Origin of the sequence: Bacillus sp. FSL R5-0286 (assembly GCF_038593245.1) — a bacterium.
Lineage (GTDB): Bacteria > Bacillota > Bacilli > Bacillales > Bacillaceae > Bacillus > Bacillus altitudinis.
On sequence record NZ_CP151977.1, the window covers coordinates 1417468 to 1433280 of the forward strand.

Below are 15813 nucleotides of genomic sequence, written 5' to 3' on the forward strand. Positions count from 1 at the left end.
ATGGTAGTAGGAGATTTCCCAATCGAAACAGATACTCTTGTCATCGGTGCAGGTCCTGGTGGATATGTAGCTGCTATTCGTGCTGCACAGCTAGGACAAAAAGTAACAATCGTTGAAAAAGGAACACTTGGCGGCGTATGTCTAAACGTCGGCTGTATCCCTTCAAAAGCATTGATCAATGCTGGACATCGTTTCGAGAATGCAAAGCATTCTGAAGACATGGGTATCAAAGCTGAAAACGTAACAGTTGATTTCACAAAAGTTCAAGAGTGGAAAGCTTCTGTTGTAAACAAATTAACAGGTGGAGTTCAAGGTCTTCTAAAAGGAAATAAAGTAGACATCGTCAAAGGTGAAGCTTATTTCGTAGATAGCAACTCTGTACGTGTCATGGATGAAAATTCAGCGCAGACTTATACATTTAAAAATGCAATTCTTGCAACTGGATCTCGTCCAATCGAATTGCCTACATTTAAATACACAGACCGCGTGATTAACTCAACTGGTGCTTTAGCGCTTAAAGAAGTACCTAAAAAGTTAGTTGTCATCGGTGGTGGATACATCGGTACTGAGCTTGGTACTGCTTATGCGAACTTTGGAACAGAAGTTGTCATCCTTGAAGGTGGAGACGAAATCCTTCCAGGTTTTGAAAAGCAAATGAGCTCATTAGTGAAACGTAACCTGAAGAAAAAAGGAAACGTTGAAATTCACACAAACGCTCTTGCAAAAGGCGTTGAAGAAAAATCTGACGGTGTCACTGTTACTTTCGAAGTAAAAGGTGAAGAAAAAACTGTCGATGCTGACTACGTACTTGTGACTGTTGGTCGTCGTCCAAACACAGATGAGCTTGGTCTTGAGCAAGTTGGTGTTGAATTGACAGACCGCGGAGTTGTCAAAACTGACAAACAATGCCGTACAAGCGTTTCAAACATCTATGCAATTGGTGACATCGTTGATGGACCACCACTTGCACACAAAGCTTCTTACGAAGGTAAAATTGCTGCTGAAGCAATCGCTGGAGAGCCAGCTGAAATTGATTACCTTGGTATTCCTGCTGTTGTATTCTCTGAGCCAGAACTTGCAACTGTTGGATATACTGAAGCAGAAGCAAAAGAAGAAGGAATCGACATCGTTGCAGCGAAATTCCCATTCGCAGCGAACGGACGTGCACTTTCTCTTGATGCAACTGATGGCTTCATGAAAATGATCACTCGTAAAGAGGATGGTCTAGTTATCGGTGCACAAATCGCAGGTGTTGGTGCTTCTGATATGATTTCAGAGCTTAGCCTTGCAATTGAAGCTGGTGTGACAGCTGAAGATATCGCAATGACAATTCACGCTCACCCAACTTTAGGTGAAATCACAATGGAAACGGCTGAAGTAGCAATCGGAAGCCCAATCCATATCGTAAAATAATGAACGTTGAAACCCTCTCCACACGGAGAGGGTTTCAGATTGTTGACAAAGGGCTAAAATGAACTTGATTTTAGCCCTTTGTCTTCTTTTCAGCGTGATAGAAAACCTTTGAAGTCTAGGAAGGACGAGTACTGGCGCGGAGCGAATTTGACATTCGTGAGCACCAGCACGCAGGACTGACAAAGAATGCGAGGGTTTGTCTACACGCTGAAGCCCTCTCCACATGGAGAGGGTTTTTTTATGTATGTGAAACCTCGCTGAAAAAGAAAAACCCTCATGAGCTGAGGGTTTTTTTCATATGGATATATAAGTGCAAAGTCGAATCGTTAATTTGTATTCACTCGATCTAATGCTTGGCATATAGGTGATAAGATATCCTCTTTACTTCGGACATTACCTTCCACCTTCACAATGACCTTTTCATTATTGACAAGTAAAATAGCCGGCAGTTCGTCTACTTCATTTTTCCAGCCTTTACGATCTTCTTTGACAATCATCTTGGACATTTCCTTCGGATATTCATTTTTTAAATCGAGCACTGCGTCATAATAAGGACTTTCTTTATCAAGATTTTCTGCATCAGTAAAAAAGAGAATTCTCGGCTTTTGAATATGACTGACCTGGTCTGTCTGATTCGGTATGATATACGCAAATGAGCATGAACTAAGTACAAAGAGCATAGGGAATATAATGAGAAGGGTCCTCATAAAATTCAATCTATTCACCTCAAAATCCTTTGGGGTTGTACCAACATTTTTAGGAGCCAGTTCCCTGTTAGTCACTCTAGTGTATCACGTCCTTTTTGACAATTTTCGATTGTTACTCAATTGTTACAGAATTGATATGAAGCAAAATACATTTGAAACGTTTCCTCAATATGATGAGAAAAAAGCATATTTTTATAAAAAATGATTAAATGTGTCATACAATTAACCGTTGACAACTTAAATGTGACATCATATTATAGAGGTATGAAATAGATTAAACGCTTTCAAACTTTGAGTAAAGAAAAGGGGAATGTACGTGGGTACAATTATTTGTCAAGATTGCAATGAAACCATTGATCAATTTGAAAATGAAAAAGTGACAACACTTTATGGAACATGTGGTCACTGTCATTGCTGTGATGAAGCCTCTGAATAAATAAAAAAGCATGCAGCTCCAATTGGGGCTGCATGTTTCTTTTTTATAAAATGGCTTTTTGTTCTTTAATGACCCGAATCATATCTAGTGTGGAATCTTCTGGTCCTTGAACAGGAAGACCGATTTCGATATTTTTAAAGATATAGGAGATATTTTCTTCTGTGATGATTTCTCCTGGTATAAAAATAGGAATACCAGGTGGATAAACCATGACAAATTCTGCAATGATCCGGCCAGCCGCTTCTTTAAATGGAATGACTTCCGTTGTTGCGTAAAAAGCGTCACGCGGCGTCATCGCAAGCGAAGGGATCTCAGGCAGTAACACTTCTGTCACGGCTTGTTTGCCGCCTTGACGTGCAGAGGTGGCCGCAATTTCCTTCATAGCCGTTACAAGCGTATCAATCGTCTCATCACAATCGCCAGGCGTTACGATACATAAAATGTTGTATAGGTCAGAGAGCTCTACTTCAATTCGGTAGCTTTCTCTTAGCCATTTCTCCACATCATGGCCATTGAGTCCAAGGTCTTTAATGGAGATGATTAATTTTGTTGGGTCATAATCGTAAGTAGAAGGTGAACCGAGAATTTCTTGACCAATACAAGTAATGCCTTCAATTTCGTTTAAACGAGTTCTTGCTGATTCAGCTAATCGAATGGCTTCATCTGCAAGTGCCTTTCCTTCAGTCGCTAATCGCTTTCTAGCGACATCCAGGGAGGCTAAAAGCAAATAAGAAGTAGACGTAGTTGTCAGCATGCTTAAAATAGATTGTACTCGATCCTTTGAAACAAGCCCTTCTTTTATATTTAAAATCGAGCTTTGGGTGAGAGAGCCGCCAAGTTTATGCACACTTGTTGCTGCCATATCAGCTCCCGCCTGCATCGCAGACAATGGAAGCTCATCGTGAAAATGAATATGCACACCATGTGCCTCATCTACAAGAACAGGTACGTCATATGAATGAGCAATCTCTACAATGGTTTTTAAATCAGCTGAAATACCAAAATACGTTGGGTTAATCACAAGCAGCCCTTTCGCATCTGGATGTTTAGTCAGCGCTCTTTTAGCTGACTCTGGCGTGATGCCATGAGAGATGCCAAGTTCTTTGTCAATTTCCGGGTGAATAAAAACAGGTACTGCACCAGAAAATACAATAGCAGACATAATCGACTTATGGACATTACGTGGAACAATAATTTTGTCTCCAGGGCCACAGACGGTCATCACCATTGTCATGATCGCGCCGCTTGTTCCTTGTATAGAGAAAAACGTATGGTCGGCACCAAATGCTTCTGCTGCAAGCTCCTGTGCTTCTTTGATCATTCCTCGAGGCGAATGTAAATCATCAAGAGGTTCTATATTAATAAGGTCAATGCTTAATGCATTGTCTCCAATGAATGCTCTAAATTCAGGATCCATTCCGGCTCCTTTTTTATGGCCTGGAATGTGAAATTGGACTGGATTGGTTGAAGCGTGTTTTTTTAGTCCAGTGTATAAGGGTGTATCATGTTGTGACAATTGCTTTCCCACCTTCATCGAAATACCTGCTATTATTATCCCAATAACAGCAGATTTCATTGCATAAAACAAAAGAATTATATTATGAACTGATCGGAATGTAAAGCATAAAATCAATCGGATTCTGATCAAACAGATGCTATAATAAAAGTTCAAATAAGAAATGTGGATTAAAGTGAGGGACAAGTAATGGAATATCAATATCCAATGGACGTCGACTGGACAACTGAAGAAAAGATGGCGGTCATTTCATTTTTTCAAGCCGTTGAAAAAGCCTATGAAACAGGAATTGCGAAACAAGCGTTACTAGAGGCTTATAAACGATTTAAAGAAGTTGTACCATCAAAAGCAGAAGAAAAGACGCATTGTGCGGCGTTTGAAAAGGGAAGTGGGTATTCCCCTTATCGCACAGTAAAAAGTGCAAGAGAGGCTGAAGAAACAGCTATGATACGGATGTGAAAAACGAGCCAATATAGGCTCGTTTCAGCGTGTAGACAAACCCTCGCATTCGTTGTCAGTCCTGCGCGCTGGTGCTCACGAATGACAAATTCGCTCCGCTCCAGTGCTCATCCTTCCTAGACTGCAAAGGTTTTCTATCACGCTGAAAAGAAGACAAAGGGCTAAAATAAAGTTCATTTTAGCCCTTTGTCAACAATCTGAAACGAGCCAATAAGGCTCGTTTTTTTATACAGATTCTTTTTGTGTAAAGCGGTATAGATAAGTTACTGTGCGGAAGGCATCTTCAATTTTTGATAAGAATTCTTCATTATTCATTTGAACAACTTCTTCTCTAGGAAGCTGGATGCCGCAAAGGAGTTCGGCCTTTTTGACTGTTTGAACACGTTCAAATAGTGTTTTCAGCTGTTCAGCATCAAGTTCGCTGTGGCGGAGGACGTCCGGTTTCATATGATCCTTAGACCAAACAAAGTTTTGCGGTATTTTCTTTTGGATCGTGCTCAGCTCTTTTTCGAATAGTTGCCCATATTCACCTTTCACTGGAGATTCATAAATGAGCGCAAACCATACAAATACATGAGTTTTCCAAAGCCCAATTTGAAAATGAGGGAGCTTTTTATACCCACGCTTACTGTTAGCGAAAGCCACCCACGTATCATTTGGCGGGTTGACTGATCTTCTTGCATGTTTTGCCACGTGGACAAACATTTCGTCACCTGTAATAGAAGAAAGAAGCGGTGCAAAATGTTCACCAAGTGCTTCAAGCTTTGGACGGACTCTCTCTTTTAATACGGTCATACGTTCATCTAAACCGTCTACTGTGAATGTTTCAAAATCTTCATCTCTAAAACGCATTTCACTCATGTTATGCCTCCTGTATCTTTTCGCTGATCATATTTTATCATAGCTTGGGTCAAGCTCAAAAAAAGATGCACTTTAAAGAGAAAGATAGCAGGGATCTTGGTTCGGCGTTTAAAAACATCGATTTTGTGGTACATAACAAATAGGTAAAAACACAATTTTCAGAATGTCGTTGCGGTTATGCGATCGCTTCATACGATATAAGCAAGAACCATTTCTCTTATCGATTGTATTTTTTATCAATGAAAACTGACAAGGAATGAATCATTCTCTGGAAGGGGCGTTGACCAGTGAAGCAAATCGTGAAGCATGGGTATAGACAAGAGAAGAAGAATCGCATCGCTGTGTGGAGATTAGAGGTTGATTATGAGCTTTCTACGCTTCATGAAGCCATCGAGCAAAAAGATGATATCCAGGTAGAACGCAGCAAACGAAAGCTTGAGCGCCTAAGAAAAGAATGGGAGCAGCTTCAAGGGTAAAACAAGGTGAGGTAAAAACGAACCAATTCATCGGTTCGTTTTTGTATGAAGCTGCTTTTTTCTTGCTTTTACGTACATAATATCAGTATGCTAATACAAATAGGTACTACATAGAAAAGAGGTTTACAGTCCGATGACAAACTGGGTGGAAATTGACCGACTTGCAAAGCTTTGGGTAAAAGAAGCGGGTAGCTGCATTAAAGCATCCATGCAGGAAGGTCTATCAATTGAAACAAAATCAAATCCAAATGATCTTGTCACAAACATCGATAAAGAAACAGAACGTTTCTTCATTGAAAAGATACAGTCGACATTTTCAGATCATCATATTTTAGGAGAAGAGGGCCAAGGGGAAGAAGTGACCTCTCTAGACGGGATAGTATGGATCATTGATCCAATTGATGGCACCATGAACTTTATCCATCAAAAACGAAATTTTGCCATTTCAATTGGGATATTTGAACATGGTGTAGGGAAAATCGGTCTTATTTATGACGTCATCCATGACGAGCTCTATCATGCAGTCAAAGGAGAAGGGGCGTATATGAACGATACCTTACTCCCGCCTTTAAAAGATGTCGCCATTGAAAAAGCCATTGTCGGCATTAACCCAACATGGGCGATTGAAAGCCCCCATTTTGACGCTAAACCGTTTGCACGTCTCGTACGCGATGTGAGAGGAACACGAACGATTGGGTCAGCTGCACTTGAACTAGCTTATATTGCAAGCGGAAGAAGCGATGCATATGTCACGTTAAGGTTAGCGCCTTGGGATTATGCGGCTGGATGTGTGTTACTTGATGAAGTAGGCGCTGTTTACTCGAATATTCACGGAGAACGTTTGACGTTTCTAGAGAAAAATAGCATTGTTGCTGGAAATCGATCCGTCTGTGAAAAAATCTTGCATGATTACATAAAAGGAAGCGGAAATAAAAAATAAACAACATCACTTCATGAGAATGAAGTGATTTTTTGTATTTGATGAAACTTTTTGACAAGTCAAATGTCTATACGAGCGAGGCCTTAATTTGAAGTAAAGGATTGTGTAGCGATGTTTGATTTGTTTAGTGATTTATCCCTCCATTTTGAAAGGTTTTTTATTTTAAATGAGTACAGTATCCACATGATTCAATGGTGTGTGCTTGGACTATTTGTCCTTTTTATTACACTTCCCATATGGAAAGAAAAGAAGAGTAGTTATGTATTTTATGCTGGAATCATATTAAGAGTAGTTCTGCTAGGGAGTATGACACTTGAGATGATCCACCAAGTGCTAGCTAGACAGTATACGATCGAAACATTTGAAGTGCTGACAGATTTCATGCAATTTCTCATCTATGGTTATGTCTTGCTTGCATCACTTTTTTATGTGATTTCTCTTCCTTATTTAAAAAATAGGGGCATGTTTTTTGCGTTTGATTTATCTGTGTTACTTCTGCCTTTATGTCAAACGGTATTTATTGTGTTAGTTGAAAGCAAAAAGTTCTTTCTCAGCGGTGATACGGAGCTGGTATGGAGAAATTTGATGACCATTGTGCTTATGATTGGCTTTGCCGCTTTGGTACTTTACCTATTCTTTCGTTTGTTTTGGCATCAGAAGTGGAAAGAATTGCTGTTTTTCTATGGCCTGATTTTCGCTGCGCTGCTGTATATTTTTTATCCTTCTATCTCGAAGCATGAGCTGCAATCTTCGTTTAAATCCATTGTGATTTTAGTAGCGGCCGCAGGAAGCTTTATGACATTACATTCGTTATGTGCGTTACTACAAAACAAGGTGAAGTTGAGACAGTGGGGTGCTTGGGGAATTGTCGTCTTTTTTATGCTGATGCTGAACCCGATCTTAAATCTTCCACATATCATGTTTCAATTTACTAAAACGGAACTGACAGATACTTTCTCAGAAGAATATCGCCCTTTATCTGAAGCAAGTGCAAAAGCATTCGCTTCAAAGTTTGTACCAGCGGACACTACATTATATTCAACGACTATTAAACAGCCGATCTCTGATAACTACGTGTTTGCAGCCGATCAGTATGAAGTGAATGTTTCTGCGTTTACAGGTGAATTAAACAGCTATTTTTATCATGGTCGCGCAAAGGGTCAGCATTTGACCGATAAAGAATATAGGGAAAAAACCATTGAATTTTTTGAAAGGAGCGGCCGATCCGTTGATCTAGACCGCATTCATGTAGTGGTTGAAAAAGAAGACGGGGAGACAAGCGTTCTTCTTTTGCCAAAAATGTCTCAGAATAAAGATGAGAGCTTAGCGTTTGCCACCTGGAAAAAAGAGACGCTTCGACAAGCGCAATATGGGAACGCCATCTTTCAATTGAAGGATGTAGACGGGATCAATTTAACAAACAAAGAAATGAAAACGAAAATTAATCGTATTTATAAAAAGTTAAATTTACAGCCACCAGCTTACCAGATCACAGACGTTGATGCTTTTTATTTTGAATGGCAGCATGAAGTGGCGGTAAAGACAGCCGATCAATCTGAATTTCTGTTTAATGGTTCAACGAAAGAATTGCTGAAAATACAGCTATCAAAAGCGATTCTTCAACAGAAAAAAGGAAATATCAGTGACGAAGATTTGTTTGAAATGATAGGGGAACAGTCAAAAGACGTGAAGACAGAAACAGGAACTCGTGAACACAAACAATATACTTTTCACGGGTCATCAAATTTACTTCATGTGACGAGAGATGCCGATGGAATTGAGTTGAATTGGCAATCAGACTCTTCTTTACATACGGTATCGAATCAAGAACGTGATGAAGTCTATCAGCAAGTTCTCAAAAAGTATGAACCTTATGCCATCTATAAAAAACAAATCAAGCCGGTGAGAATGATCGACAAAGAGGGGAAAATGAGCATTTCGTGGTTTGTGATCATTCAAACCTTCGGATCGAATGAGCGGAAAATATATGAAGTAAATGGACGAACAAAAGAGGTGCAACGTTTTGACAGATAAAGAAAAACAAGCCATCTTTCAAGACTTATATGAATTGTATCAGGAAGGGGAGCTTGGAGAAGAGGCTTCTAACTGGATGAAGACGCATGAAAAGCAGTTTCAGCATTCTGTTAAGGGAAACGAGTTTGCTCCTGTCCACACTGAGGATCAGAGCGATTATCACGAATTAAAACGCATGAAGTGGTTTATTTCTTCGTTATACTTCTTTTTTATCGTTTTATCAATTTGGATGACTGTGTGGTTTTATTTTTGATGTCTAGACCGACCAATCAAATTGAAAAAATATATGAAGAATATTTTCAGGAAATCACCAAATATTTATATCGCAGAACGGGAAATGTCGAAACAGCCAAGGATCTTGCGCAGGATGTATTTATTAAGGCACTGCATGGATTATCCTCTTTTAAAGGACATTCAAGCATTAAAACATGGCTTTACACCATTGCTTATCATACATTTGTCAACGACTATCGCCGAAAAGTAAAACGAACTTTTACGGATGTAGAAAAAGCTGACTTTTTAGAGCAGCAGATATTCATGACACCTGAAGAGCATTTAGAAACTCAAGCTGATATTCAAAGGCTGTGGAGCCATATCAATCAATTGAAGGATTCTTACCGAGAAGTCCTCATTTTAAGAGATATTCAGGAATTATCGTATGAAGAAGTAGCGGAAATTTTGAATTGGACTTTATCTAAAGTAAAGACAACCCTTCATCGAGCAAGATTAGAGCTGAAACGAAAGCTACATTGTGAGGAGTTCAACAAATGAACTGTTATTTGATTGAAGAACTATTACCACTTTATATAGAAGGGGACACGAGTGAAGAAACAAATCAATTAGTGAATGAGCACTTAAGTTCATGCAAAAAATGCCTTCATCTATATGAAGAAATGAAAGAACCAGTCTCTATTGCAAAGTCAACAGATTTCATACCGTTCATAGATGAAAAAGAAGAAAAAAGAAAGTTTGAAAAGCGCTACTATGGAAAACTGTTATTACGGGCAAGTATCGTATTTAGTATCGTCTATTTCATCATGCTCTTGATTTATTGGATATAAGAAAGAACCCCCATCTGGATGAACCGGATGGGGGTTTTTTGAGCTTAGTTCAATTTTTCTTTTGCAATTTGAACTGCATCATAGAATGTTTTTAATTGCTCTTGAGGAATTTTCTTAAGCAATTGGTTGACAACAAGTAATTCAGTAGAGCTGAATCCAAGACCTTTAGCGATTTTAGAATCAATTACAACGTTTCCTTTTTTGTCTAGAACAAGTGCATCACCAGCAAGATCAGCAATTTTGATCACTGATTTGAAAAGCTTTTCGAATTTAGTTGCTTCTTCTTTAGTAAGACCAAGTTCAACAGCTTTTTCTGCATCAAAAACTAATTTTCCTTTTTCGTTTTTAGTGATGCTTTCACTGAAAACGATTGTAAGAACAGCTGCGCGATCTAAGAATTTCTCAGCAGTCGCCGCTTCTTCTTCAGTCAAACCGAGCTCAACAGCTTTTTTCACATCAAATGTGTAGCTGTTGTCTTCCTCAACAAATGAATTGATGAGAATGCTGATAACACGCTCGTTTTTCTCCAATAAATCTTTAATAATTTGTTGCTGCTCAAAAGGAATCCCTTTGAAAGTTGCAGCGCTTGCTTGCCCAGGAGCTACTGTTGTGAAAGTAAAAATGATAGCTAAAGCGAAAAATACAACAGAGCTGAGCGATTTGCTCAAAAACTTCTTCATGCTTCTTTTCTCTCCCTTTTCTGTTAAATTTTGTTGCAAGAACAGCATACCATGAGAAACTTTGTGGAAGAATAGGAAAAATGTAACTTTGTGTTTGATTTTGGAGAACTATAAAAGTTCTTGTCGAAAAATGGAGGAGTTCAGATTGCTTAGATTTGCCAACACTATATGAAATTTTTAGTTGAATCATTAGTGTTACATAGGTGGTTGGTCTTGTTTTTACCCAAAATAAAAGCCTTCTACATGTAAAATGTAAAAGGCTTTTCATAAATTTTATGATTGTACGTTTAATTTTCGTTTTAATGTAAATCCTGTACCCATGAAAATCATGGCGAACACAATACTTAGACAAATACCCAGCACGTTTTTTTCTGCAAGAGTTACCCCAATAAACGCCATACTGACAACCGCAAGTAATGCACATAATAATAGAAGCCATTTGATTTGTTTCATTTGTCTCCATCCCTTTTTTTAGAGTTAATATAAGTTTACAGAAAAACGATCGGCATTTAAAGGGGATTGTGATATAATATGAAAGTTATCTAATTATTTTAGGAGATGAAAATGTGAAACTTCGAAAAGACCTTCGCAACATCGCAATTATTGCCCACGTTGACCATGGTAAAACGACGCTTGTTGACCAATTGCTCCATCAAGCTGGTACTTTCCGTGCGAATGAAAATATCGCTGAGAGAGCCATGGATTCAAATGATTTAGAGCGAGAGCGCGGTATTACGATCTTAGCTAAAAATACTGCGATCCATTATAAAGATACACGCATTAATATTTTAGATACACCAGGACACGCCGATTTCGGTGGTGAAGTTGAGCGTATCATGAAAATGGTAGATGGTGTACTTCTCGTTGTGGATGCATATGAAGGTTGTATGCCTCAAACACGATTCGTGCTAAAAAAAGCACTTGAGCAAAACTTAACACCAATTGTTGTTGTCAATAAAATTGACCGTGACTTTGCTCGTCCAGCTGAAGTAGTCGATGAAGTCATTGACTTGTTCATTGAATTGGATGCAACAGAAGAACAACTTGAATTCCCAGTTGTATATGCATCAGCAATCAATGGTACAGCAAGTAACGATGCTAGTAAGCAAGATGAAAACATGGAATCGTTGTTTGAAGCGATTGTCAACCATATCCCATGCCCAGTCGACAACCATGAAGAGCCGCTTCAATTCCAAGTGGCGCTACTTGATTACAATGATTATGTTGGAAGAATTGGAATTGGCCGTGTATTTAGAGGAACGATGCAAGTAGGACAGCAAGTTGCTCTAATGAAAGTGGATGGCAGTGTAAAACAATTCCGCGTGACGAAGATTTTTGGTTTCCAAGGGTTAAAACGAGTGGAAATCAATGAAGCGAAAGCTGGAGATCTTGTCGCAGTATCTGGTATGGAAGACATCAACGTAGGAGAAACAGTCTGCCCGGTAGAACACCAAGAGGCATTGCCGATCCTTCGTATTGATGAGCCGACACTTCAAATGACATTTGTTGTGAATAACAGCCCATTTGCAGGCCGTGAAGGAAAGTACGTGACATCACGTAAAATTGAAGAGCGTTTAGAACAGCAGCTTCAAACAGACGTAAGTCTTCGTGTAGATCCAACGGATTCACCTGATGCTTGGGTCGTATCAGGACGCGGTGAGCTTCACTTATCCATTCTGATTGAGAATATGAGACGTGAAGGATTTGAACTGCAAGTATCGAAGCCAGAAGTTATTGTAAAAGAAGTTGACGGTGTTCGATGTGAGCCTGTTGAGCGCGTTCAAATTGATGTACCAGAAGAGCACACTGGCTCTATCATGGAATCAATGGGCGCAAGAAAAGGTGAAATGATTGACATGATCAATAATGGTAATGGTCAAGTTCGCCTGATCTTTACAGTGCCATCACGTGGTTTAATCGGATATACAACTGAATTTCTTTCATTAACTCGTGGTTTTGGTATTTTGAACCATACGTTTGACAGCTACCAGCCGATGCAGTCTGGTCAAGTTGGCGGACGCCGTCAAGGTGTACTTGTTTCAATGGAAACAGGTAAAGCAACTGCTTACGGAATCCAAGGCGTTGAAGAGCGCGGTGTGATTTTCGTTGAGCCGGGTGTTGAAGTATACCAAGGAATGATTGTTGGTGAGCATAACCGTGAAAACGATCTTGTTGTCAACGTGAGCCGTATGAAACAACAAACAAACGTACGTTCAGCGACAAAAGATCAAACGGTTAGTATGAAAAAACCACGTATTATGTCACTTGAGGAATCTCTTGAGTACTTGAATGAAGACGAATACTGTGAGGTTACACCGGAATCTATCCGTTTAAGAAAGAAAATTTTAGATAAAAACGAACGTGAGAAAGCAGCGAAGAAGAAAAAGCTAGCAGGATTATCTTAATTCCATGAAGAATTAAAAAGATAGAACCCTGAAAGATAAGGGGAGGGAATCTTTTTGAATGATCAGGAAGTAAGTGAGAATCTATCCTTTTTCGCGATGCTGTTTCGTGTCGATGAAAATCCGCAAACAGGGATGTGGCTCCTATATGGCACCATCCTTGTTTTAGCGATTATTGTTTTTAAACTCGGCTTTGCTAGACGTTTACCGATTTTAAAAGCACTTGTCATTTATTTGTTTTTGATTTTTGGTTGCACGTTTCTCACATTTCTAGGTATCTTCTTGCCAGTCGCAGAAGGCCTGGTTGTGGCAGCTGTCATTTTGATTATTTATAAAATACGGCTGCATCGTGCGAAAAAAGAAGGAACAGTAAGTACGTAAAAAAGACCTGAACTTGTGTCAGGTCTTTTTTATGTCTTCTGTTCTTTTTTTCCTTTTTTCTTCTTTTTCTCTTTCGTCGCAGGATCTTGATAAAGAGAGAATCTGCCAGTTTTGATGCGTGCCTCTGTCTTTACTTTAATTCTTTCTTGGCATTCATCGCACATATATGTATGAATCGGTCGATTTCTTAACCGTTTAGCAACAAGTGTATCATCATTAATGGTTTCAAGCTTTTCACATAATGAGCACTTCACTCTCATCATTTTCACCTCACTTTGGTCATGCCTTCATTATAGCATGTTTTTTGAGCCACTTAAAATCAGCATAAAAAAGGCTTATATCACAAGAGATATAAGCCGTTCTCATTATTTCTTCTGATTCATATGATGGTTTGATTGATCATTTTGGTTTTTTTCTAATTGCTTTTGATCTTGTTGTTTGAGCTGATGATTCGGATCATTTGTCGGATCTATTTCGTTACGGTCGATTTCATTTCGAGGCATTTCTGGCATAACACGGCCCACAATAGCTGCTAATTCGTCCATAATTCCACTTACTGGCCTGCCAGCTTGTATTTCTTTGCCCATTTCCTTTAAACGGCTCACTGTATCAGGGTCAGCGACGACAACAGCATTCGCACCTTCTGGGTCATTTTTCAGTGCTTTGGCGACTGAATATTTAATGGTTTCAACTTTGCTTCTATCTAAATCATCTTTTACATCAATGCCGACGACAGCATACTTGCCGATGACGATCGCTGTTGCGTCATTTACATCTGCTACATGCTCAGTCACATTCACTAGGTGCTTTGCCACATCTGTTGATGGGCGGGCTTTGTCAGTGTTTTTCTTGGATGAGTCTGATACTCTTACTAAATGCTTGTTTCCGTCTTGATGTTCTTGTGCCAAAGGCTTCTCTTGATGCTTGCAAGCGCCTAATAAAAGAATGGTTTGAACCATGAATAACGTCAAAAATAGTCGCATGTGTATTCCCTCCTTCACAAACTGCATGATTTATTTTATTGTTGAATTAACCTTCTAACTTTATTCATGAAAACATATATTTTAACAATCGTTTTTGGAAAGACAAGGATGAATGAAACCCCGATCAGGAGGCGAAGGACCTGAGTAAAATTTATGTATTAGACACAAATGTGTTATTACAGGATCCGAATTCAATCTTTTCATTTGAAGACAACGAGGTCGTGATTCCGGCCGTAGTGTTAGAAGAAGTAGACTCGAAGAAGAGATATATGGACGAGGTTGGGCAAAATGCACGACGTGTCTCACGTTTAATCGACGGGTTGAGATCGAAAGGGAAACTGCATGAAAAAATTACGCTGGAGTCAAAAGGAACGCTGCGTATTGAGCTGAATCATCGCTCTTTCCATGAACTTCAAGAAATTTTCATCGAAAAAACAAACGATAACCGGATTTTGGCTGTTGCGAAGAATTTGAGCTTAGAGGAAGAAACAAAACCGGATGGCCGGCCTGTTATTTTGGTCAGCAAAGATGTCCTAGTGCGAGTAAAGGCGGATGCCATTGGTCTGCAAGCAGAGGATTTCTTAAGCGATCGAGTGCTACAAAATGAAGACATTGATAACGGCTATCACGAGCTCTATATTCCGACTGAGCAGCTGAATACATTTTATAAGCAAAATCAGTTACCGATAAAAGAAGTCACCCAGGCGCCATTAAACCCTCATCAATTTATCATTATGAAGGGAAATGAAGGTGGTTCTGCTTTGGGGATGCTTGATCAAAAAGCAGAGCATGTGAAACGGCTTATTTATGACCAAGAACATATTTGGGGGATTCGCCCAAAAAATGTCCAGCAAACGATGGCGCTTGAGTTACTTTTACGCCGCGATATTCCGCTTGTGACACTTATCGGAAAAGCGGGAACAGGAAAGACACTGCTTGCACTTGCTGCTGGATTAATGCAGACAGAGGACCTCGGCATGTTTAAAAAGCTCATCGTGGCCCGCTCCATTGTTCCTGTTGGTAAGGACTTAGGGTATTTGCCAGGCGAAAAAGAAGAGAAACTCAGACCGTGGATGCAGCCGATCTATGACAACCTAGAATTTTTATTTAACACAAAAAAACCTGGTGAACTCGATGCGATACTAGCGGGCATCGGTTCAATTCAAGTGGAAGCTTTAACGTATATTCGCGGGAGAAGTATCCCTGATCAATTTATCATTATCGATGAGGCGCAAAATTTAACAAAACACGAAGTAAAAACATTATTAACGCGGGTTGGTGAGGGAAGTAAAATTGTGCTCATGGGAGACCCAGAGCAGATTGATCACCCTTATTTAGACAGCTTAAATAATGGGCTCACATATGTCATTGAGCGTTTCAAAGGGCAGCAAATATCTGGACATGTCAAGCTTGTCAAAGGAGAAAGGTCTGGACTTGCACAGCTTGCAGCTGATTTATTATAGT

At 39.5% G+C, this 15813-nt stretch carries 19 protein-coding genes; 12 read left to right on the forward strand and 7 right to left on the reverse strand.

Annotated elements, in window-relative coordinates:
• A complete protein-coding gene (lpdA, locus tag NST24_RS07190) occupies positions 1–1413 on the forward strand; it encodes a dihydrolipoyl dehydrogenase (protein ID WP_003211097.1) in 1413 nt (470 codons plus the stop codon).
• 326 nt (positions 1414–1739) lie between these two features.
• Here lpdA and NST24_RS07195 read toward each other — a convergent pair whose 3' ends face one another.
• The gene (locus NST24_RS07195) at positions 1740–2120 is read right to left on the reverse strand and encodes a hypothetical protein (RefSeq protein ID WP_223255627.1); all 381 of its coding nucleotides are present in this window, start codon (positions 2118–2120) and stop codon (positions 1740–1742) included.
• 316 nt (positions 2121–2436) lie between these two features.
• On the opposite strand from NST24_RS07195, the gene NST24_RS07200 reads away from it, so the two are divergent.
• Positions 2437–2556 (forward strand): GapA-binding peptide SR1P, encoded by a 120-nt coding sequence (locus NST24_RS07200; protein WP_003212464.1) that lies wholly within the window; start codon positions 2437–2439, stop codon positions 2554–2556.
• Positions 2557–2599: 43 nt separating this feature from the next.
• On the opposite strand, the gene NST24_RS07205 is transcribed toward NST24_RS07200, so the two are convergent.
• Positions 2600–4072 carry an aminotransferase class I/II-fold pyridoxal phosphate-dependent enzyme gene (locus NST24_RS07205; protein WP_017359394.1) on the reverse strand — a complete coding sequence of 491 codons (1473 nt, stop codon included), beginning with the start codon at positions 4070–4072 and terminating at the stop codon, positions 2600–2602.
• 189 nt (positions 4073–4261) lie between these two features.
• Between NST24_RS07205 and NST24_RS07210 the strand changes: the two genes are divergently transcribed.
• Positions 4262–4531 (forward strand): UPF0223 family protein, encoded by a 270-nt coding sequence (locus NST24_RS07210; protein WP_008345089.1) that lies wholly within the window; start codon positions 4262–4264, stop codon positions 4529–4531.
• 225 nt (positions 4532–4756) lie between these two features.
• On the opposite strand, the gene NST24_RS07215 is transcribed toward NST24_RS07210, so the two are convergent.
• Positions 4757–5392: a DUF1054 domain-containing protein gene (locus NST24_RS07215; protein ID WP_342462488.1), complete on the reverse strand. Its 636-nt coding sequence runs from the start codon at positions 5390–5392 to the stop codon at positions 4757–4759.
• A gap of 287 nt (positions 5393–5679) precedes the next feature.
• On the opposite strand from NST24_RS07215, the gene NST24_RS07220 reads away from it, so the two are divergent.
• From NST24_RS07220 to NST24_RS07245, 6 genes are all read left to right on the forward strand, one after another.
• Positions 5680–5868 carry a hypothetical protein gene (locus tag NST24_RS07220; protein ID WP_008345085.1) on the forward strand — a complete coding sequence of 63 codons (189 nt, stop codon included), beginning with the start codon at positions 5680–5682 and terminating at the stop codon, positions 5866–5868.
• Positions 5869–6001: 133 nt separating this feature from the next.
• Entirely contained in the window at positions 6002–6808 is an 807-nt protein-coding gene (locus NST24_RS07225; RefSeq protein WP_342462489.1) for an inositol monophosphatase family protein, read from the forward strand.
• Between the two features lie 183 nt (positions 6809–6991).
• Entirely contained in the window at positions 6992–8842 is a 1851-nt protein-coding gene (locus NST24_RS07230) for a hypothetical protein (RefSeq protein ID WP_342462490.1), read from the forward strand.
• Positions 8832–9095: a hypothetical protein gene (locus NST24_RS07235; protein ID WP_058337388.1), complete on the forward strand. Its 264-nt coding sequence runs from the start codon at positions 8832–8834 to the stop codon at positions 9093–9095. The genes NST24_RS07230 and NST24_RS07235 overlap by 11 nt, the downstream gene beginning before the upstream one ends.
• Positions 9095–9613, forward strand: coding sequence for a sigma-70 family RNA polymerase sigma factor (locus NST24_RS07240; protein ID WP_025207276.1), 519 nt, complete (start codon positions 9095–9097; stop codon positions 9611–9613). The genes NST24_RS07235 and NST24_RS07240 overlap by 1 nt, the downstream gene beginning before the upstream one ends.
• Positions 9610–9903, forward strand: coding sequence for a zf-HC2 domain-containing protein (locus NST24_RS07245; protein ID WP_274660253.1), 294 nt, complete (start codon positions 9610–9612; stop codon positions 9901–9903). The genes NST24_RS07240 and NST24_RS07245 overlap by 4 nt, the downstream gene beginning before the upstream one ends.
• Before the next feature lie 44 nt (positions 9904–9947).
• On the opposite strand, the gene NST24_RS07250 is transcribed toward NST24_RS07245, so the two are convergent.
• Both NST24_RS07250 and NST24_RS07255 read right to left on the reverse strand, forming a co-directional pair.
• Complete coding sequence (locus NST24_RS07250; RefSeq protein ID WP_047946848.1) at positions 9948–10583, reverse strand: hypothetical protein; 636 nt, start codon at positions 10581–10583, stop codon at positions 9948–9950.
• Between the two features lie 273 nt (positions 10584–10856).
• Complete coding sequence (locus tag NST24_RS07255; RefSeq protein ID WP_003211596.1) at positions 10857–11036, reverse strand: DUF5325 family protein; 180 nt, start codon at positions 11034–11036, stop codon at positions 10857–10859.
• A 113-nt stretch (positions 11037–11149) separates the two neighbouring features.
• On the opposite strand from NST24_RS07255, the gene typA reads away from it, so the two are divergent.
• On the forward strand, positions 11150–12988 hold the full coding sequence (gene typA, locus NST24_RS07260) for a translational GTPase TypA (RefSeq protein ID WP_012009833.1): 1839 nt from the start codon (positions 11150–11152) through the stop codon (positions 12986–12988).
• A 54-nt stretch (positions 12989–13042) separates the two neighbouring features.
• Entirely contained in the window at positions 13043–13366 is a 324-nt protein-coding gene (locus NST24_RS07265) for a YlaH-like family protein (protein ID WP_007499841.1), read from the forward strand.
• A 29-nt stretch (positions 13367–13395) separates the two neighbouring features.
• Here the strand turns inward: NST24_RS07265 and NST24_RS07270 are convergent, their stop codons facing one another.
• The gene (locus tag NST24_RS07270) at positions 13396–13629 is read right to left on the reverse strand and encodes a YlaI family protein (protein WP_253718762.1); all 234 of its coding nucleotides are present in this window, start codon (positions 13627–13629) and stop codon (positions 13396–13398) included.
• A gap of 102 nt (positions 13630–13731) precedes the next feature.
• Positions 13732–14349, reverse strand: coding sequence for a YhcN/YlaJ family sporulation lipoprotein (locus NST24_RS07275; RefSeq protein ID WP_342462491.1), 618 nt, complete (start codon positions 14347–14349; stop codon positions 13732–13734).
• Positions 14350–14489: 140 nt separating this feature from the next.
• On the opposite strand from NST24_RS07275, the gene NST24_RS07280 reads away from it, so the two are divergent.
• Positions 14490–15812: a PhoH family protein gene (locus tag NST24_RS07280; protein ID WP_024720291.1), complete on the forward strand. Its 1323-nt coding sequence runs from the start codon at positions 14490–14492 to the stop codon at positions 15810–15812.
• Position 15813: the final 1 nt, after the last annotated feature.

Excerpts from the sequence above, each read along its gene's own strand:
- NST24_RS07275 (WP_342462491.1), bottom strand. The coding sequence starts at position 14,349 with ATGCGACTATTTTTGACGTTATTCATGGTTCAAACCATTCTTTTATTA.
- NST24_RS07215 (WP_342462488.1), bottom strand. The coding sequence starts at position 5,392 with ATGAGTGAAATGCGTTTTAGAGATGAAGATTTTGAAACATTCACAGTA.
- NST24_RS07270 (WP_253718762.1), bottom strand. The coding sequence starts at position 13,629 with ATGATGAGAGTGAAGTGCTCATTATGTGAAAAGCTTGAAACCATTAAT.
- NST24_RS07245 (WP_274660253.1), top strand. The coding sequence starts at position 9,610 with ATGAACTGTTATTTGATTGAAGAACTATTACCACTTTATATAGAAGGG.
- NST24_RS07255 (WP_003211596.1), bottom strand. The coding sequence starts at position 11,036 with ATGAAACAAATCAAATGGCTTCTATTATTATGTGCATTACTTGCGGTT.
- NST24_RS07240 (WP_025207276.1), top strand. The coding sequence starts at position 9,095 with ATGTCTAGACCGACCAATCAAATTGAAAAAATATATGAAGAATATTTT.
- NST24_RS07210 (WP_008345089.1), top strand. The coding sequence starts at position 4,262 with ATGGAATATCAATATCCAATGGACGTCGACTGGACAACTGAAGAAAAG.
- NST24_RS07225 (WP_342462489.1), top strand. The coding sequence starts at position 6,002 with ATGACAAACTGGGTGGAAATTGACCGACTTGCAAAGCTTTGGGTAAAA.
- NST24_RS07195 (WP_223255627.1), bottom strand. The coding sequence starts at position 2,120 with ATGAGGACCCTTCTCATTATATTCCCTATGCTCTTTGTACTTAGTTCA.
- lpdA (WP_003211097.1), top strand. The coding sequence starts at position 1 with ATGGTAGTAGGAGATTTCCCAATCGAAACAGATACTCTTGTCATCGGT.
- NST24_RS07230 (WP_342462490.1), top strand. The coding sequence starts at position 6,992 with ATGATTCAATGGTGTGTGCTTGGACTATTTGTCCTTTTTATTACACTT.
- NST24_RS07250 (WP_047946848.1), bottom strand. The coding sequence starts at position 10,583 with ATGAAGAAGTTTTTGAGCAAATCGCTCAGCTCTGTTGTATTTTTCGCT.